Below are 18,213 nucleotides of genomic sequence, written 5' to 3'. Positions count from 1 at the left end.
CGAGTCGGAAACACGCAAGGATGACACGAAGGCTCCTGGCAGAGTGCTGACTAGACATCACACTCATACCAGGAGCCTTCCTCGCCATGACGGGCACCGGCGTAGCCCCACCAAGCGATCATGAGCCGCGCAACAGGCTCTTAGTTCGCTGATCAGTCTTCGATGGCGCCTTCCGGCCGCGTCTCAAGGAACTCCAGCCGGTTGCCGAACGGGTCGTGCGCGTGGAAGCGATCGTAGCCGGGGAAGTCCTCGTCCCACTGCACCACGACGCCGTGCGCTTCCAGCCGCGCGGCCAGTTCCTTGAGCCCGGTGACCAGCAGGCCGGGGTGTGCCTTGCGGGCCGGGGCGAACTCGGACTCGACACCGAGGTGCACCTCGATGCCGCCACCGCCGAACCAGCAGCCGCCGCGCGCGGCGAGCACCGGGGGTTTCGCCAGCTCGCGCATGCCGAGCGCGCCGCCCCAGAACGCGCGCGACGAGTCCTCGCCGCCTGGCGGGATGGACAGCTGCACGTGATGGACCCGGGCGAAGGAGAAAGCTGTAGGCATGCAATATATCTTGACATCAAGATATATTGTGGTCAAGATCCAGACCGGGCTGCGAGGTCAGAGCACGAGCACAAGGCGGCCGACGCTGTCTCCGGCGCCGAGTCGCGTCAGCGCGTCCGGCACCTCGTCGAAGCCGATCCGGCCGTCGATCAGCGGCGCGACGACGCCGGCCTCGGCCAGCCGGGTCAGCTCGGCGTGCGCGGCGACGACCTGCGCGGGGTCCTTCTCGCGGTACAGGCCCCAGTGCAGGCCGACGATCGAGTAGTTCTTCACCAGCGCGTGGCTGAGCGAGGGAGCCGGGACGGCGCCCGCGGCGAAGCCCACGACCAGGATCCGCCCCTCGAAGGCGACGCACTTCGTCGAGCCCGTGTACGCGTCGCCGCCGACCGGGTCGAAGACGACATCCGCGCCCCGGCCCCCGGTGACATCCTTGACGGCGCCGACGAAATCCTGGGCACGCCGGTCGACCACCACATCGGCGCCGAGCTTCGCCGCCACGTCGGCCTTCTGCGGGCCGCCGACCACCGCGATGACGCGCGCGCCCGCGGCCTTGCCCAACTGCACCGCCGCGCTGCCCACTCCCCCGGCGCCCGCGTGCACGAGCAGCGTCTCGCCGGACTGGATACGCGCCCTGCGATGCAGACCCACCCACGCGGTCTGGTACGCGATGTGCATCGACGCCGCGGCCTCGTCGCCGAGGACCGCCGGGGCGCGGAACGTGTCGGCCGCGTCCATGAGGACGTACTCGGCGAACGCCCCGCCGGGCAGGATCGGGTTGCCGATCACACGCTCACCCGCCTGCCAGCCCGTCACGCCCTCGCCGAGACCAGCGATCTCGCCGCACAACTCAAGGCCCGGGGTGAACGGCAGCGGCGGCCGGATCTGGTAGAGCCCGAGGCACAGCAGCACATCGGGAAAGTTCAGCGCGCTGGCGATCACGCGCACCAGCAGTTGGCCAGGGCCGGGGCTCGGCTGCTCGACGTCGGCCGACCGCAAGGCTCTCTGCGGTTCGGCGTTCTGGATGACCTGCCACGCCTTCATTGAGTACGTCCTTTCCCACCGCTGCGCAGTAAGCGTCTGCTTACAATGCTCGAAGCCGCAACAAACCCTGAAGGATGGGCACTGTGTCCGACAAAGGCACCGAGCCTGACATCGGCGCTGCGTCCAACATGAACCCCGCGTCCGAAATAGGCACCGTGTCCGGAACGGGCGCTGGGCTCGACGAGGCCGAGGCGCGCGATCTGGCGGAGGCCTGGCTCGACGAGCCGCTCGCGCCCGCCGCCCGGCGGCTGCTGATCGGCGCGGTCGAGGCGTTCGCCGCGCGCGGCTATCACGCCACGGCGACGCGCGACATCGCGGCGCGCGCGGGCTTGAGCCCGGCCGGGGTTTACGTGCACTTCTCCTCCAAGGAGGAGTTGCTCTACCAGATCAGCCTGATCGGCCACCGTGGCACGGTCCGCGTGGTGCGCGCCGCCGCGGCTGCGGCCAAACACGACGATCCCGCAGACAAGCTGCGCGCGGTCATCGCCGCGATCACCGCTTGGCACGCGCGATACCACACCACGGCCAGGGTGATCAACTACGAGCTGAGCACGCTGACCGAGCGGCACCGGGCCACGATTGCGACGCTGCGGCGAGAGATCGACGCGATGGTGCGCCAGACGCTCGAAGAGGGCGTCGCACTCGGCGTGTTCGACGCGCCGGACGTGCGCGGCACCACGCTCGCGCTGCTGTCGCTGACCATCGACGTAGCACGCTGGTTCCGCGCCACCGGTGCCCGCGCGCCCGAGGAACTGGGCGCGTTCTACGGGCAGCTGGCGCTGCGGATGGTCGGTCATCGAGCCTGAGCCGTCCTCGGGCCGGAACGCGTGTACCTACGAGCACATGTGATCTACAAGCAGTGGTGCGCTGAAAGCAGCTAAGCGTACGCTTAGCCGAAAAGTCCAGTGTGACAAGAAGTCCAGTGTGACAAGTCCAGCGCGACGAAGGGACGGCGGTCCGTGGCCTCGTTCGAGAACAAGGTGGCCGTGGTCACCGGAGCCAGCCGTGGCATCGGGCTCGGTATTGCCAGGCGACTGGTCGCAGGCGGTGCACGGGTATGCATCACGGCGCGCGGCGCGGACGCCCTAGCGGACGCGGTCAAGGAACTCGGCGGCCCGGATTACGCCATCGCCGTGCCCGGAAAGAGTGACAACCCGGAGCATCAGGACGAGGCCGTCACCCGGACGATGGAGGCCTTCGGCCGGCTGGACCTGCTGGTGAACAACACCGGCATCAATCCAGTCTTCGGCTCGGTCCTCGACGTCGACCCGGCGGCCGCCGCGAAGATCCTGGGGGTCAACGTGCTCGCGCCGCTGGCCTGGGTCCGGCGGGCCCGGGACGCGTGGATGGGCGAGCACGGCGGCGCCGTGGTGAACATCGCGTCGATCGCGGGGCTGCGCGCCTCGCCGGGCATCGGAATGTACGGCGTGAGCAAGGCCGCGCTGATCCGCCTGACCGTCGAACTGGCCACCGAACTCGGGCCGGGCATCCGGGTGAACGCGGTCGCGCCGGCCGTGGTCAAGACGAAGTTCGCCGCCGCGCTGTACGAGGGCCGCGAGGAGGAGGCTGCGGCGGCGTATCCGCTCAAGCGGCTCGGTGCGCCAGAGGATGTCGCGGGCGCGGTCGCGTACCTGCTTTCGGAAGAGGCGGGCTGGATCACGGGGCAGACCCTGGTGATCGACGGCGGCGTCACGCTCGGTGGCGTCTTCTAAGGCAGGAGTCACTGTGAGTCAGGAGTCCCAGTCACCGGAGCAGAGTGCTGAGGCGGACGGCAGCGCGGCACCGCGCCTGCGGACCGGGCTCGCGCCGGTGCGGCTGTCCGGCGCCGGAGTCGTGGTGACCGGGGCGGCGCGCGGCATCGGCGAAGCGATGGCCCGCGCGTTCGCCGCTGAAGGAGCGCGGGTCGTCGTCAACGACCTGGATGCGGACGCGGCGCGCTCACTCGCCGAGGAGATCGGTGCGCACGCGGTGCCCGGCGACGCGGCGAGCGAGGCAGGCGTGTCGCTGCTGGTGCGCTCGGCGTGGGAACTGCTCGGCGAGGTCGATGTCTACTGCGCGAACGCGGGCGTCGGAACGGCCGGCACCGAGCAGGCGGCCGAGGAACTGTGGGCGCGTGCCTGGGACGTGAACGTGATGGCGCACGTACGCGCCGCCCGCGAACTGCTGCCCGGATGGCTGGAACGCGGCTCGGGATGCTTCGTCGCGACGGTCTCGGCAGCCGGGCTGCTGACGATGCTCGGCTCGGCGCCCTACGCGGTTTCGAAGCATGGCGCACTCGCGTTCGCGGAGTGGCTGTCGGCGACCTACCGGCACCGCGGCATCAGAGTGCACGCGGTGTGCCCGCAGGGTGTGCGGACCCGCATGCTGCACGAGAGCGGACCGGCCGGTCAGGCGCTGCTCGCCGCCGACGCCATAGAGCCCGGGACGGTCGCCGCGGCCGTGGTCGACGCTCTGCGCGGGGACAGGTTCATGATCCTCCCGCACGGCGAGGTCGCGGACTACTACGCGGCACGGGCCGCGGACCCGGACCGCTGGCTGGCCGGGATGAACAAGCTCCAGCGCGGGATCGAGGCCTGAGTTTCTTTCGAGGCGGCGTCTTCGACGATTGCGCTCCCGGCGGGCGCTGCTTTCGAAAATTCGAAGGCGGACGTGTAATTTTCACAGGACTTTGACACTCCTCACCAGCGTGGCCACCATCGTCTGTGCCGTCAGAAGTGAAGGAGCGAGCCTTGGCTGCCCAGACGATCCGCATCAGATCCCGACGTAAACTGACCATCCGCGCCGGCCTTGCGGCGCTGGGTGCCTTCGTGCTGGCCGCCGCCGCGGTGGTCGCGTCGCAGAGTCCCGCCAGCGCGCTGACCGTGTCCGGCACGCCGACCCCGGTGACCGGGAACGCCACGCACTTCGACGGGCTCGGCTCGCCGTACGGCGGTTGCGGCATGCCGCAGGCGAACCTCGACTCACAGGAGTTCATCGCCCTCAACGTGTTCAACACGCCGGGCAACTACGGCACGTTCCCGCGCCCGGTGCCCGCCGCGCAGTCGAGCATCCTCGGCATGTTCGACAACGGGCTCAACTGCGACCGCTGGGTGAAGGTCACCATCGGCAACTACTGCACCGGAACCAACGACGGCGCGCAGAACCAGCCGTTCTGCCGTAACGGCTCCTGGGTCTCGGACAGCCTCAACGGCGCGACGCTCGACATGATCGTGGCGGACAGCTGCGCGGACTCCAACGCCTGGTGCCGCGACGATCCGTACCACATCGACCTGCACACCGCCTCGCTGAACGACTTCGTCCTGAACGGCTCGACGGTGGGCACCGCCCTGATCAACAAGTGGAACAACCGGCAGGTCACCTGGCAGTTCGAGCAGGCGCCGAACTACACCGGCGACATCAACATCGGCTTCCTTCAGGGCGCGCAGACCTGGTGGCCGGCGATCTCCGTCTCGCACCTGCCCAACGGAATCCACGGCATCCAGTACATGCAGGGCGGCTCGTGGGTGTCCGCGGCGATGGACAGCGACATGGGGCAGGCGTACATCATCGGCCCCACCACGTCGGGCGGCACGCAGTTCCAGATCAAGGTGACCGACTCGTCGGACCAGCCGCTCAACGCCGGCCGGATCTACAGCTTCTCGCTGCCGGCGTCCTGCGGCACGCAGTGCAGCGCGGCGTACACGCAGGTGACCTACACGACCTCGACGGGCACCACCGGTTCCCCGTCGCCGAGCACGAGCGCCAGTGCGAGCCCGAGCGCGAGCCCGTCGCTCTCGGCGTCGCCGAGCGCCTCGCCGTCCGGTTCGTCCTCTGGCGCGAAGTGCGGCGTGACGACCTCGGTGACCGGTTCGTGGAGCGGCGGCTACCAGCTGGCGTTCACGGTGGCGAACACCGGCACGGTCGCGACTTCGAGCTGGACAGTCAACTTCGCCCTGCCCTCGGGAGAGACGATCGCGAACTCGTGGAACGCGACCGTCACAACGTCCGGCTCGAACGTGACCGCGCAGTCCCTGAGCTACAACGCAGCGATCAGCCCAGGGGCGAACACCTCGTGGGGCATGGTGGTCAACGGCACGAGCCAGACGCTGACCGGCATGACCTGCACAGCCCACTGATCCAAATCGCGCACTGATCGATCGACCGCACACTGACCAGCCGACCGCTGGTAGCCGGGCAGCTTCGCCGGGCTACCAGCGGTCGTGTACTTGAGGCCGGATCAGTTCGTCGTAGATGTCGCGCACGGCGGCGTGCGTCTCCTTGGCGAGAGCGGGCAGATCTGCGGCGGCGGCATTCGCGCGGGCCTGCTCGGAGTTGCGCGCACCGGGGATCACGACGCTGACACCGGGCTGGTCGAGGATCCACCGCAGCGCGAACTGCGCGGTGCTCGCGCCCTCGGGAACCAGGGGACGCAGGCGGCGGACCGCCTCAAGGCCGGTTTCGAAGTCGACGCCCGAGAAGGTCTCGCCGACGTCGAACGCCTCGCCGTGCCGGTTGTAGGTTCGGTGGTCGTCGGGGCCGAAGGTGGTCGCCGCGTCGTACTTGCCGGAGAGCAGACCGCTGGCCAGCGGGACGCGCGCGATGATGCCGACCCCGGCGGTCTCGGCCTCGGGCAGCACCCGTTCGATCGGCTTGAGCCGGAATGCATTGAGGATGATCTGCACGGTGGCGACGCCGGGGCGCGCGATGGCGGCCAGCGCTTGGTCACAGGTCTCGACGCTGACGCCGTACGTGGCGATCCGCTTCTCGGCGACCAGGGTGTCGAGCGCGTCGAAAACGGCGTCGGAGGAGTAGACGGCATCCGGCGGGCAGTGCAGCTGGACCAGGTCGAGCGTCTCGACGCCGAGGTTGCCGCGAGAGCGGTCGGTCCAGGCGCGGAAGTTGTCGAGGTTGTAGAACGCGGGGTCCTGGGCGACGCGGCGGCCCATCTTGGTGGCCACGGTCAGCCCGGAGCCGGGGCGCTCGCGCAGCAGCCTGCCGATGATCCGCTCGCTGCGCCCGTCGCCGTAGACGTCGGCGGTGTCGATGAACGTGACTTCGGCCCCGACCGCCGCGGCGAGCGTGGCGTAGGCGTCGTCCTCACTCACCTGGCCCCAGTCGGCGCCCAGCTGCCAGGCGCCCAGACCGATCACGCCGACGCTGCGTCCGGTCCGTCCCAAGACTCTCTGCTCCATGGAGCACACCCTACGCGGCGCCGCCGACTCGCCGGGCGGACACCGCCCGCCTACCGTGGGATCGGTGGGGGCGCAGAAGGAGGTTGCAAGCATGTCGCGCAAGAGCAGATCGAAGGCGCGGAAATCGAAGACGAAGGCAGTGCGGACGAGGGCTACGGCAGCAGCGATGACCGCGCAAGCTCCCGCATCGAGGACCGAAGCCATGGCGCCGAAAGCCGCCGCTCCGGTGACGTCCGAGCGCAGGACCGCGGCCGAGACGCACTCGATGCACTCGCAGGTCCTGCACGGGACCGTGCACCGCAAGTCCCCGCCGCCGAACCACAAGTGACCCGGCATCACGAGTAACCCCATATCACGAACAGCCCCATGGATAATCGCTCGGGCCGGACGCGGGCCGCCCGATAGTCTCGGCCCCATGCCGATCATCAACCGCCTGACCGATGTGCCGCATCCGGCACGGTATTCGCACGCTGTGGTCGCGACCGGCAGGCTGGCGTTCGTCGCCGGCCAGGTCGCGCTCGACGCCGAAGGGCAGCTCATCGGCGAGGGCGATCTGGCCGCGCAGACCGCGCAGGCGCTGCGGAACCTTGAGACCGTGCTGGGCGAACTCGGCGCGGGCTGGTCCGACGTCGCCCGGCTGAACTGGTACCTGGTCGACGTCACCGCGATCCAGACCGTCCGAGACGAACTCGAAAAGGTGCTGCGCCCGGCGCTCGGCGAAGGAAACCGCCCGGCCAGCACCCTGATCCAGGCCGCCGCGCTGTTCCGTCCCGACGTGCTGGTCGAGGTGGACGCAGTGGTCGCGCTGCCGGATTGACACCGCTGCCTGATCAATACTCCGGTATGCGGGGCGGTGACGCTGGATCAGCCCGCGCCGAAGCACACGAACGGATCGGTGTGGTGCGCGGCCAGGGCGCCCGCCAGCGCGACCGCCGGGGCGGCGCCGACGGCCAAGGCCCTGTGCAGTGACGCCATCAACGGCGCGGCGGTGGCGTCGGGGACGAGCGCGCCGCTGGCGATGACCGTGCTGGTACCCGCGTAGAGCAGCGCGGCGGTGAATCCCAGGTGCTCGTCGCCGCTGCGGACGTCGGCGCGGCCGACCTCACAGGCCGAGAGGATCACCCGCTGCGGCGCTCTGGTCAGCCGTTGCAGGTCGTAGGCCATCAGCGGGCCGTCGGCGAGGTCGATCCGGGCGAACATGACATTGCCGCGCTCGTGGTGGCCGTGCGCCGCGAAGTGCACAGTGCGGGCGCCGTCCATCGCGCGCAGCGTCGCCTCGACCGTCGCGGCGCGTCCGCTGAGCACGACCGGATCCGAGTAGAGGTCCGCGATGGCGGCGACCTCGGTTTCCGCGTGCGCGAGGCGAGGGCCCGCGGCGAGGACGGGGCGCTCGTCCGGTGGGCCGCCGTCTGTTGCGGAGCGCTGTGCGCGGCGAGCGGCGAGCCAGAGCTGCGCGGACGGGCAGACGGTCACCGGCCGGCCGCGCAGGTCGGGCAGCAGGTTCCACGGGACGGCCGCGAGCGGCCCGGTCGGCACGACGACCACCGGGAGGTCGCGCACGTGAGGGCGTAGCGGGGCGGTGATCTCGGTCGCGAGCGTGTCGAGCTGACGGCGGATCGACTGGTCGATGACCGCTTGCAGGCGCTCGGGCCGCCGCCGGGCGACGCGTGCGTCCAGGTCACCGAGCAGGCGGTAGGCCGCTTCGAGGGCGCGGGAATACGCGCCGAGTTCGACCAGTGTCGCCCTGCCGTCCGCGATGACGAGCGCGAGCAGCCGCTCGTCCTGCCCCAGAATGCTGATCATCGCGTGGCCGCAGCCGGACAGCTCGTCGGCGATCTCGGCGAGGGTCACCGGGGCCGCGCCGTCACGGTGCGAAGCGGACTGCCGGGCCGGATCGGAGCCGAACGTCTTCCAGGACTGCTCACGCAGCCGGTGCCGCAGGGCGGCGTGCCGCTGGCGCACGGACGGATCGGCGCGGCCGGGCTGTGCGGTGCGCAGAATCCCGTCGAGCCGACGCAACTCGGCGATCGCGGCGGCCGTCTCCGGATCGTCCGGGGGCCGGACCGGCCGGACGCGGAAGGCCTGCGCGCGGGAGCGCTCGGACCAGGCGAAGACGGAGCGCACCAAGCCGCTGGCCAGAGCGAGGCGAAGACCGGTGCGGGTCAGCTCCGCGCCCAGGGCTGCGGTGCCGGTTTGCAGGTCGAGGCTGCCGAGTGTCCGGCGCTGTTCGTGCAGGCGGGTCAGGCCGCTGCGCAACTCGGCGAATGCGGTGGTCCGATCGCCGCGGGCTGCGGCGAACTCGGCGCGGGCGAGGTGCGCGGAAAGGCGCAGTTCGAGCGGGACGGCTACGCCGCGCGGGTGCGCCGCGTCGAGCAAGGGCCTGATCCGGTCGGCGGTCTTGCCCGCATGGATCAGCGCGCGAGCGGACAGGATACGGGCAAGTGCGGCGTCGTGCGGCAGGCCGAGATCGTGCAGACGCTCGGCGAGGCGTGCGGTACGGCCGGCGAGCAGGGACAGCTTCGCGGAGAAGGGTGACGAATCAGCGGGCGCGGCGCCCTGGGCATCCGATGACGTATTAGTGGACGCAGTAGTAACTGACGCAGTGGCGGTAACTGACACCGTGGCGGCTGACGCGCTGTCAGTCGGTGCGGCGGTCAGCGTGGCGAAATCGGCACGGGCTCTGGTCAGCTCGGACAGGGCGGCCCAGGTCTCGTTGCCGCGGGCGCGGAAGTGCTGCCGGGCCTGGCGGGCCCGCGCGGCGGCCTCGGCCGGTTTGCCCGCAGCGGCCAGGGCCTGCGCTAGGGCGAGCTCGGCCTCGGCGCGGTCCTGGCTCAGCCGCTGGACACGGAAGGCCTCGATGGCTGATTCGAGTCCGGCGGCGGCCTCGTCCGCGAGCCCGGCGGCGAGCAGTGCCCGCGCCCGGTCGACTTCGAGGACGGGCACGTTGCCCGGCGCGTGTTCGCGGTAGGTCGCCTCGGCCCGCTCGAAAGCTTCGAGCGCCGCCGGGATGTTGCCGAGCAGCAGGTCGCAGTAGCCGCGGTTGTGCACCGCCTTGGCGGCGAGCGGCGGGGCGCCGTGGGCACGGGCGATCTGCTCACTGCGGCGCAGGTCGGCTCGGGCGGCGGCCAGCTGCCCGGCGCCCATCCGCACGCCGCCGCGGTTCAGCAGCACGCGAGCGAGCACGAGCTGGTCGGGGTGGCCGGCCAGCAGCGGGACCGCCTCGTCGAAGGCCGGCAGCGCCGCCTGGTACCGGCCGACCCGCCACAGCAGCAGTCCGCGCTGGGAGATCACCACGGCCCGGTAGCCCGGCTCGGCGAGCGATTCGGCACGCTCCAGCAGTTCGAGCCCGCGATCGACCCGGCCGAGTTCGGCCTCCGCGTGCGCGAGGCTGGTCAGCAGCCGCACGGTGACGCGTTCGGTACCCGGCGGCGGCGATGGTTCGAGCAGCCGCAGCCCGGCGCGGAAGTGCTCGGCCGCGGCGGCCGGACGGCCTGCCGCCCCGGCCGCCAGGCCGCGGCGATGCCGGTCGAGCGCCGCCGCGCCGACCCGCGCGGCGGCCTCGTCGGCTGCGCTGTCATCGGTCACAGCCTCGTCGGCTGCTGTTCCGTCGACCGCAGTCCCGCCGGCTACAGCGTCATCACCTATGGCGTCATCGACTACGGCGCCGCCGTCTCCCCCATCTGCCATACCGCCGAATGCGTCCCATCGTCAGACGTCAGAGCACGATCGCCGGTGTCAGTATGGATTGCCCGCCGACTCCTGTCAGCGATTCGCCGAGGCGCACCACCAGTTGGGCCAGGCCGCGCGGGATCGCGTCGAGCACGAAGCGGCCCTCTGCGTCCACGCCCGTGTTCAGGATCCGTTCGCCGCTACGCAGTTCGACCCGGCATTCCTGGGGTGGAGCGAGCCAGCCGTCGATGCGTACGCCGCCGCCGAGCTCGCTTATGCGGATCATGACGGTGAGGCTGTCGCTGTCGAAGGTGACGACGCGCGCCTCCTCGCCGTCCTCGCCGCCGCGCGCCCCGGCCGCTTCGAGCCGGTACCGCTCGGCGAGCCGGAACACCTCCGCGTCCACGTTCTCGACGGCGAGGGCGAACAGGCTGCGCTGCACGAGGCTCTCGGGCATGGGGTCGAGCAGTTCGTGGCACTCTCGCAGCGTGCGCAGCAGTTGCGCGTCACGCTCGTCGAGCAGTTCGCCGGCACTTGCGCCGACGGGATCGGTGCCGCTCATGCCAGGTCTCCTCGCGTGTCCGCGTCGAGCAGGGTTCTGAGTTTCGCCAGGCAGCGGCCCCGGGTCGGGCCGATGCTGCCGCGCGGCATGCCGAGCGCGACGGCGACGGCGTCGTAGTCGGGGCGGTGCGTGAAGGCCACGACACGCAGCAGTTCCTGGCAGCGCTGGGGCAGCGTGCGTACGGCCCGCCAGACGTCGTGGTGCCGCTCGGCGAGCAGGACGCTCTCCTCCGGCAACGGCTGCGGGTCGGCCATGTCGGTCATCAGGCTGCGGTCCACGGGCTGCTCGGCGCGGTGTGCGTCGCGGGTGCGCCACGCTTCCCGCTTGGTCGCCGTGACCAGCCACGCGGTCAGCGCGACCGGCGAGTGGATCTGGTCCAGGTGGCGCAGCAGGCTGAGCCAGGTGCACTGGATCACGTCCTGCGCGGCCTCGTGGTCGAGGCCCTGGGCGCGAGCGACCTGCCAGAGCAGCGGACTGAGTTCGACCACGATCTCGTTGAGGCTCTCCCGCCGGCCGGCCTGCGCGGAGAGCAGCAGCGTCGCGATGCGCGCGTGCTGGGCTGTGGGAGCGCCCGTTTCCGGGACGGCAGCCGTGTCCGAGGTGGCCGTGTCCGAGGCAACAGGGTCCGATGCAACGGCTGCGTCCGGAGCAGCGTCCGGGGAGGGCAGGTCGGGGAGGGTGGAGTTAGGCATGCTCGGGGGCGCCGATCCGCCGCAGAGCTCTGGCGATGCGCTCGCGCGCCACTAGCCGGTCGGTGGAGCCCAGGTCGCAGGCTGGGTCGCCCGGGTGTTCCCGGGCCTCGGCGAGAAGAGCGTCCGCCAGCGCGGCGGCGAGCAGCGGCGTGGCGAACGAGGTGCCGCTCCACACCGCGAACCCGCCGCGGAAGTCGTCCGGGTCGAGCGTCTCGCGCAGCCGGTGCAGGCGGCTGTCCGGCGCGCCTGCGGTGATCTGCGGCTCGTAGCTGCCGTTCAGGTCCGTCGGGTACGTGCTGACCACGGAGGCGCCGGTCGCCCACGCGGTGACCCAGGCGCCGTCGTTGCTGAACATCGCCTTGCTGCCGTTCGGGTTGAGCGCGCCGACACTGACCACCGGCAGCTTCGGGTCCGCGCCCGGCGCGGTGGCCAGCGCGGCCGGGAAGTACGGCTGCGTGGTGGCCTGGTTCCCCGCGGCGGCGATCACCGCGACGCCGAGGTCGGTCAGGCCGTCGAGCAGCCCGGCGAGCTGGCCGGTGTAGACGAGGTCCGCCGGGTACTCGTCGAAGTAGCCGAGGGAGAGCGAGACCACGTCGACGACGTCGTCGGTGTCCCCGGCGCTCAGCGCGGTGCTGACCTGCGCCGCGAGCACATTGATGGCCAGCAGCAGGACGCTTTCGTGCACGATGCCGTCGGTGTGCATGACACGGATCGAGCGCACCCGAGCGTTCGGTGCGTGCTGACGCACGATGCCGGCGATGAACGTGCCGTGGCCGACGTGGGTGGGCAGCGTGCCGGTGGTCGGCTCGATCGGGTCGGCCACATCCCAGTAGCCGTCGAGGACGGGGAAGTCGAGGCCGCCGGTGTTGCGCACCCGTACCTCTTCATGGTTGATCGCGGCCTGGAGCGCGTGGTCCACGCTCAGGAAGCTGTCGGGGTCGGCGTCGGGCATGCCGAGCCACTCGTGCGGGCGGATACCGGTGTCGAGGACCGCGACGACCGGACGCCGCGCGGCCGGCAGATCCGCGAGCGGCGTACGTCGCGGGGCGCCGATCACCAGCTCGACCGGAATGCGGGCGGTGGAGCTGAAGTAGACGCCTGCCGCGCCGTTGCCCTCACTGATCGGATTGCCCTCACTGATCGGGTTCCCCTCGCTGATGGGGTTGCCTTCGCTGATCGGGTTGCCGGTGATGGTCGCGGCGCTGAGCAGGTGGTCGAGGGTGATGCGGGCCGTCACGTCCGCGATGCCGTCGGCGACACGGTCCGCCGGGCGCCGGGCCGCCGCGCGGATCGCCTGGAGGGCCAACCACGCGTCGACGACCGTGGGCGGCGCGTCACTGCGTACACGCAGCACGACTGCGCGCGGCAGGTCGACAAGCTCACGCAGCCACGGACGCAGCGAGGGCGCCGACTCGATCAGCGGCGGCGGGACTTCTAGTTCAAGCCCGACAGTGGCGAGCGCATCGTTCAGCGCCGCGACGATCTTGGGGTCACGCAGTACCGAGTCCGGGATAAGCAGAGTATTGGCGCGATACGCGGTCGCCGCCGGTGGACGTGTCCCCGGCGCGAGGACGGCGCTGGCCGGCTGAAGGATACGGCCACCGTGCCGGTCGACGAGGATTGGCGAAAGATATGGCGCGCCGAGATTGCCCACGGGCCGGGGCGGTTGATCCGCTTGGCCGCCCCGAGTAGCGCTGAAATGTAACAAGATTCTCTCTTTCCCCTCTGCCCGGACCTGTACCGCATAGTCAAGGCACCGTGCGGTGCTGCCAGGTACCGACTTCAGGTCACGAACCGGCAACGATTCGGTAGCCGGACCGGCCGTGGCGGACCGGATATCCGTGATGTCGGTTGAGTCGGGGAGCAACGACTGTATCTGTGGGGTGGCGTGCTGCTCTTCTCTATCGCCACCCGCCTGAAGCTTCACCACGCGGACAGTCAGTGATCGCGGTGATGAGGTGGGGATACGGCGGGTTCGGGAAGGCACGCGGAACAAGGGGGCTGAACAATGGTGCCGACGTTGACGGCAGATGCCGTTGCGGTGGAGACGCAGAGCACGGTCGATTTCCCGGCGCTTGGGTCCGGGGTCGCCACACACACCAGGAACAGGGGCGCGGCGCGGCCCGCAGCGGGCGGCGCCATGCGCGACGCAGGGAACGAGCGCAACACCGTGGCCGAGCACGACACGGTGGTTGTACGGATCGACGCACGCGACCCGATCTCCGAAGCCGGCGTCCGGATGCAGCTGCGTGCGCGCAGCGAGATCCGGGTGGCACGGGTCGGCGAGCCCGCCGCGGTCGTCGTGGCAGTCACCGACACGGTCGACGAGGAGGCGACCCGCTGGTTGCGCGGGCTGCACCGGGCGGACGGCCTGCCGGTCGTGCTGGTCAGCGGGCAGGTCGACGGCCGGGCGCTTTCCGCGCTGGTCGAGGCCGGGGTCCGCGGGGTGCTGCGGCGGCACGAGGCGACCGCGGACCGGCTGGTCACCGCGGTGCGCGCGGCCGCGGCCGGACACGGCGACCTGCCGCCGGAACTGCTGCGCCAGTTGCTCGACCACCTCGCCGGGCTCAACCGGCAGGTGCTCAGCCCGCGCGGATACTCCTTCACCGGCCTGACCGAGCGGGAGCGCACCGTGCTCCAGTTGCTCGCGGACGGCCTGTCCACCCGCGAGGTCGCGTTGCGGCTCTCGTACTCGGAGCGCACGATCAAGACCGTGATCCAGGACCTGACGCTGCGCCTCCAGCTGCGCAACCGCACCCAGGCGGTCGCCTACGCGCTGCGCAACGGCTGGATCTGAAGCGCCCGGGCTTTACGAAGTCGACCCGTCCGGTGCCGATCGGTCACCGGCGGAAGACGAACTGATCGCCGAATGACGGTTGCATGGAGCCGCCCTCGACCACCACGGGGGCGGCTACGTGCGCGGGCAGCGCCACGATCCGCGCCGCGCCGAGGATCTCGTGCGGTTCGGCCAGGCAGTAGGTGTCGATGCGCCCCTGCGCGTCGGCGGACAGCGACGGCGCACTGACGGCGTCGGGCGAGCATTGCGACAGCGTCGCTCCGGCGGTGGTCTCCCACATGAGCGTGACCGGCTGGCCCGGTGGGAAGCCGGTGCCGGTGACGTGGGTGAGCATGCCATCGATGACGACCGCGGGGTTCGCGGCGAGCTTCGGCTTCTCGCGCGGCGGCGGCGACGCGCAGCCGGTGACCGTGATGGCGGCGCTCGCGGGCAGCGGCTGGAACTGGCTGACCGTCGACGTCGCCCCCGCCCGGAGCCACTGCGGGATTACCGGCGGCTGTCCGATCGCGGTCAGCTGGTGCGGGCCGCACGGCAGCGCGGGGTGGCTGGTCGCCTTGGTGAAGGCGCCGTTGGCGTCGGTGAAGACGCTGTCGAAGCTCGACTGGGCGTTGTCGATCGTGAAGACCACGTCGCGGTCGGGCGGATATCCGGTTCCCGTCACGGTGAACGAGTCCGTGCCGGCGCCAGAGCCAAACTGGTTCGGCGCGGCCTGCACGGTCGGGCAGTACACCGCGACCTGGGTCGAGGCGATGAAGTCGTTGTCGGTGTACCAGTCCACTTCGTTCTGCCCGCAGACCGCGATGCCGGCGGGTACGGGCACGTCCCCGGAGGCGTAGTTCCCGCTGCTGTCCGCGGTGCCGCTGACGATCTGCGTGTTCCCCATCGTGATGACGACCTGCGCGCCCGCGAAGGTGCCGCCGGCCCAGACGTCCATCGTGGTGAACTGGGCCAGGGTCGTCTCGTGCGGGTACACGGTGAGCGTGGGCGTCGTGGTCGCCGCGCGGGCGGCGCCGCCATAGACGACGCCGACGACGATGAGGACTAAGGACGCGGGCAGGACCAGGGGCACTGCCAGGCGGTGCGTGCGGTTCACGTGAGGGTGTGCGACGTGCCGCTCACCAGCACGGCGGGCGTGCACGAATTCGCGCCTCCCCCCGGCTTGTCGCAGGTGACCGAGATGCTCAGGCTCTGGTTCGCGCCGACCGTGATGGCCGTGACGAAGTGCAGGTCGTAGTCCCGGAAGTTCTCCATCCGGGTGTCGATCAGGGTGTTGCCGCCGCGGCTGATCACCAGCGAGCCGGTGTCGCCGTTCGGGTTCTGCAACACCAGGTCGGTGACCGCGAGCAGTTGGTGGTTGCCGGCGGTCAGGCTGTCGTCGCCGCCGGGCTTGAGCTCGATGGCGAACGCGACCGGGGCGGGCGCGTTCACGGCGGCCGGAGCGGTCGCCGACGCGGTCGGCGAGCCGGACGTCGAGGGGCTGGTGGTCGGGACGGTCGCCGAACCGCCGCCCGCGCCGGCGCCGCTTCCTGCGCCACCCCCGCCGCCGCCCGGAACCGAACCACCGCCGGGAGTCACGCCGGCAGCGGTCAGCGCCTGGTTGGTGGCGTTGGTGGCCGTGTCACGCACGACCGGCTTCAGCACGGTGAACCAGAGCACCGTCGCGGCGACCACCGCGAGCAGCGCAAGCAGCGCCGCGTTGCCGAGCCAGCCCGGGACGGCGGCCTCCTGAAGCAGGCTCGCGTCCATCGGGCCGGGGGTGTTGGCCGCCGACTCGGCATCGGCGGGGCGGGCCGCGACCGTGAAGCGGTGCAGGACGCTCGGCCCGCGCCAGAACCGGCGGCGGGCGCGGGTGCGCGCGGTGACGAACACGGCGGCGCCGGGGCCGACCTCGACGCGCGGCGGCTTGAGCGCCACGTCGACCAGGTCCTGGGTGTCCCAGCCGGTCAGGTCGACCAGCGCGGCGGCGTTGCCGAGGTTGTCCACCGCGACCTGGTACTTGCCGGCCCGCCTGCCGCGGGCGCGGCCCGTGCGCGGCGAGAGGTCGGCGGTCAGGACCGGGACGCCCGCGATGTCCAGCGCGCCCTCCTCGACCTGGGGGTGAGCCGGGTCCTCGTTCGAGGTGACGCGCACGGCGAACGGGCGCGGGCCGGGGGTGAGGCCGGGGCCGACCGGCGGGGTGAACCGGACCTTGGCGGTCTCGCTCTGGCCCGGGAACAACGAGAGTGCGGACGGCTCGACGACCGCCCAGGCGGCCGGATCGCCGAGGACTTCGAACGTGAACGAGTCCACCACGGCGCCGGTGTTGGTGACGGCGAGTTCGACCTCTGCTGCCTCGCCCGGCTTCACCGGCTGCACTGACGGAGTCAAAGACACTTCTGCTCCCATGTCAGGGAAGGTAGGTGCGCGCGGCGCGCGGCGGCAGCCACGCTGGGGCAGCGCCTCGGGTACCTCCGGGCTCCCCTTCGCGCTGCCCGATCGGGCGGCTGCGCCGGACCGTCCGGCTGCCCGATGCGGCCTGCCGCTGGCGGGCCCGCGGCGGCACGCTTCCCCCGTGATCCTTGAGACCGACCAGGCCCTGCTCGCCGTCACCAAGACGCGCGTGCTGGGGAACGCTGCGGTCACCGTCACCTTCGATCCTCCGGCGCGGCCGTGGATCCAGGCGCTCAAGACGCCGGCGGTGAACTTCTTCCTGTTCGACATCAGGGAGAACACCCACCGCCGCGATGTGATGTACGAGCAGGTCCGCGACGAGGGGGGAAAGGTCGTCGGGCACCGCCCGCCGGCCGTGCGGTACGACCTGCACTACACGGTCACCGTCTGGGGCGCGCCGATCGCGATGGAGCACCGGATTCTCGCGATGGTGCTGCGCTGTTTCGGCGCGCTCCCGACGATCCCGCGGCCGCTGCTGCCGGAGCCGCTGGCGCAGCTGCCGCACGACGTGCACCTGACCACGGCGGCCGGCACCAAGCGCAGCATGTTCCTCAACCTGGCGGGCGAGGTGAAGGCCGGCTTCGAGCTGACCGCCACCGTGGCCATGCCGGCGCCGGACCTGCCCGCCGCGAAGCCGGTCAACCAGGCGCAGGTGACCGTGGGGCCGAAGCCGACCGCGCCCGCGGCGCCCGCCGGTGCCGCCCCGGCGGCTGCCGCTGCGCCGGCCCCGGCCGCGTCGGGCACCGGCGCGCCCGAGACGCTCACCACCGCGAACGCCAAGCCGAGCCCGAGCCCGGATGCGGGCACAGGCGCCGAGGCGAACAAGACGAACGCCGACGCGAGTACGAACGCGAACGCGAATACGGATGCCCCCGCGCCGGCCGCGCAGCCGGAGCGACCAGTCCAGACCACCGCCGCGGCAGCAAGGCCGACGGCCGGAGCAAGCACCACCTGAGAGAGGGGAATCTGCGATGAGCGGACTAGAAGACATCCCGCTGGTCGGCGGGATCGCCGAGACGGCCATCCACGGCGCCGAGGCCGTCGGCCACGCGGTCGAGGGCGACTGGGACGGCGCGGCCCACGAGGCCTTCAACATGGCGGGCAGCGCGCTGCACACCGTGGCCGACGACGCCACCGGCGGCCTGTTCAGCGCGGCCGAGGGCGTCTACGACGCGGCGGCCCCGGCCTTCGGCCTGCCGACCTCGGACGACATCAGCCACACCATCGAGCATGGCGTGCAGGACGCCGGCAACGCCCTCGGCGACGCCGCGTACAACCTCCTGAACCCCAGCGACGACAGCGG

General features: G+C 71.3%; 17 protein-coding genes and 1 pseudogene. 9 read left to right on the top strand and 9 right to left on the bottom strand.

Features of this window, described 5'->3' with window-relative positions; translation table 11 throughout:
- Positions 1-152: 152 nt before the first annotated feature.
- The gene (locus tag VGS97_RS26090) at positions 153-548 is read right to left on the bottom strand and encodes a glyoxalase (protein ID WP_326856304.1); all 396 of its coding nucleotides are present in this window, start codon (positions 546-548) and stop codon (positions 153-155) included.
- A 57-nt stretch (positions 549-605) separates the two neighbouring features.
- On the bottom strand, positions 606-1,589 hold the full coding sequence (locus VGS97_RS26085; protein ID WP_326856303.1) for an NADPH:quinone oxidoreductase family protein: 984 nt from the start codon (positions 1,587-1,589) through the stop codon (positions 606-608).
- 83 nt (positions 1,590-1,672) lie between these two features.
- Here VGS97_RS26085 and VGS97_RS26080 point away from each other — a divergent pair, with 83 nt between their 5' ends.
- The 4 genes from VGS97_RS26080 to VGS97_RS26065 all read left to right on the top strand — a co-directional run bounded on the left by VGS97_RS26080 (position 1,673) and on the right by VGS97_RS26065 (position 5,704).
- Positions 1,673-2,395 carry a TetR/AcrR family transcriptional regulator gene (locus tag VGS97_RS26080; protein ID WP_326856302.1) on the top strand — a complete coding sequence of 241 codons (723 nt, stop codon included), beginning with the start codon at positions 1,673-1,675 and terminating at the stop codon, positions 2,393-2,395.
- Between the two features lie 153 nt (positions 2,396-2,548).
- Positions 2,549-3,301, top strand: a complete 753-nt coding sequence (locus VGS97_RS26075) for an SDR family oxidoreductase (RefSeq protein WP_326856301.1) — start codon at positions 2,549-2,551, stop codon at positions 3,299-3,301.
- A 103-nt stretch (positions 3,302-3,404) separates the two neighbouring features.
- Entirely contained in the window at positions 3,405-4,166 is a 762-nt protein-coding gene (locus VGS97_RS26070; RefSeq protein WP_349262267.1) for an SDR family oxidoreductase, read from the top strand.
- 152 nt (positions 4,167-4,318) lie between these two features.
- Positions 4,319-5,704 carry a cellulose binding domain-containing protein gene (locus VGS97_RS26065; protein WP_326856299.1) on the top strand — a complete coding sequence of 462 codons (1,386 nt, stop codon included), beginning with the start codon at positions 4,319-4,321 and terminating at the stop codon, positions 5,702-5,704.
- 72 nt (positions 5,705-5,776) lie between these two features.
- On the opposite strand, the gene VGS97_RS26060 is transcribed toward VGS97_RS26065, so the two are convergent.
- Positions 5,777-6,760: an aldo/keto reductase gene (locus VGS97_RS26060; protein ID WP_326856298.1), complete on the bottom strand. Its 984-nt coding sequence runs from the start codon at positions 6,758-6,760 to the stop codon at positions 5,777-5,779.
- 202 nt (positions 6,761-6,962) lie between these two features.
- Between VGS97_RS26060 and VGS97_RS26055 the strand changes: the two genes are divergently transcribed.
- The gene (locus VGS97_RS26055) at positions 6,963-7,088 is read left to right on the top strand and encodes a hypothetical protein (protein ID WP_326856297.1); all 126 of its coding nucleotides are present in this window, start codon (positions 6,963-6,965) and stop codon (positions 7,086-7,088) included.
- Between the two features lie 87 nt (positions 7,089-7,175).
- Positions 7,176-7,577: a RidA family protein gene (locus VGS97_RS26050; RefSeq protein ID WP_326856296.1), complete on the top strand. Its 402-nt coding sequence runs from the start codon at positions 7,176-7,178 to the stop codon at positions 7,575-7,577.
- Positions 7,578-7,624: 47 nt separating this feature from the next.
- Here VGS97_RS26050 and VGS97_RS26045 read toward each other — a convergent pair whose 3' ends face one another.
- The 4 genes from VGS97_RS26045 to VGS97_RS26030 form a co-directional block, all read right to left on the bottom strand.
- Entirely contained in the window at positions 7,625-10,345 is a 2,721-nt protein-coding gene (locus VGS97_RS26045) for a CHAT domain-containing tetratricopeptide repeat protein (protein WP_326856295.1), read from the bottom strand.
- Between the two features lie 130 nt (positions 10,346-10,475).
- Positions 10,476-10,991, bottom strand: a complete 516-nt coding sequence (locus VGS97_RS26040; RefSeq protein ID WP_326856294.1) for a hypothetical protein — start codon at positions 10,989-10,991, stop codon at positions 10,476-10,478.
- Positions 10,988-11,683, bottom strand: coding sequence for a sigma-70 family RNA polymerase sigma factor (locus VGS97_RS26035; protein ID WP_326856293.1), 696 nt, complete (start codon positions 11,681-11,683; stop codon positions 10,988-10,990). Before VGS97_RS26035 ends, VGS97_RS26040 begins: the two co-directional genes overlap by 4 nt.
- Positions 11,676-13,337, bottom strand: a complete 1,662-nt coding sequence (locus tag VGS97_RS26030; protein WP_326856292.1) for a S8/S53 family peptidase — start codon at positions 13,335-13,337, stop codon at positions 11,676-11,678. Before VGS97_RS26030 ends, VGS97_RS26035 begins: the two co-directional genes overlap by 8 nt.
- A gap of 354 nt (positions 13,338-13,691) precedes the next feature.
- Between VGS97_RS26030 and VGS97_RS26025 the strand changes: the two genes are divergently transcribed.
- Complete coding sequence (locus tag VGS97_RS26025; protein ID WP_326856291.1) at positions 13,692-14,480, top strand: response regulator transcription factor; 789 nt, start codon at positions 13,692-13,694, stop codon at positions 14,478-14,480.
- 43 nt (positions 14,481-14,523) lie between these two features.
- Here VGS97_RS26025 and VGS97_RS26020 read toward each other — a convergent pair whose 3' ends face one another.
- Both VGS97_RS26020 and VGS97_RS26015 read right to left on the bottom strand, forming a co-directional pair.
- A complete protein-coding gene (locus VGS97_RS26020; protein WP_326856290.1) occupies positions 14,524-15,573 on the bottom strand; it encodes a hypothetical protein in 1,050 nt (349 codons plus the stop codon).
- On the bottom strand, positions 15,570-16,865 hold the full coding sequence (locus tag VGS97_RS26015; protein ID WP_326856289.1) for a hypothetical protein: 1,296 nt from the start codon (positions 16,863-16,865) through the stop codon (positions 15,570-15,572). The genes VGS97_RS26020 and VGS97_RS26015 overlap by 4 nt, the downstream gene beginning before the upstream one ends.
- Before the next feature lie 166 nt (positions 16,866-17,031).
- On the opposite strand from VGS97_RS26015, the gene VGS97_RS26010 reads away from it, so the two are divergent.
- Together VGS97_RS26010 and VGS97_RS26005 are read left to right on the top strand one after the other, a co-directional pair.
- Positions 17,032-17,865: a DUF4255 domain-containing protein gene (locus tag VGS97_RS26010; RefSeq protein WP_326856288.1), complete on the top strand. Its 834-nt coding sequence runs from the start codon at positions 17,032-17,034 to the stop codon at positions 17,863-17,865.
- A gap of 16 nt (positions 17,866-17,881) precedes the next feature.
- Positions 17,882-18,213 (top strand): annotated as a pseudogene (locus VGS97_RS26005) (hypothetical protein); the annotation flags it as partial.

The sequence above is a fragment of the Actinocrinis sp. genome, from assembly GCF_035946395.1.
Taxonomy (GTDB): domain Bacteria; phylum Actinomycetota; class Actinomycetes; order Streptomycetales; family Catenulisporaceae; genus Actinocrinis.
The sequence above is the reverse complement of the archived record's forward strand: the minus strand, read 5'-3'. Positions and strand labels throughout refer to the sequence as shown.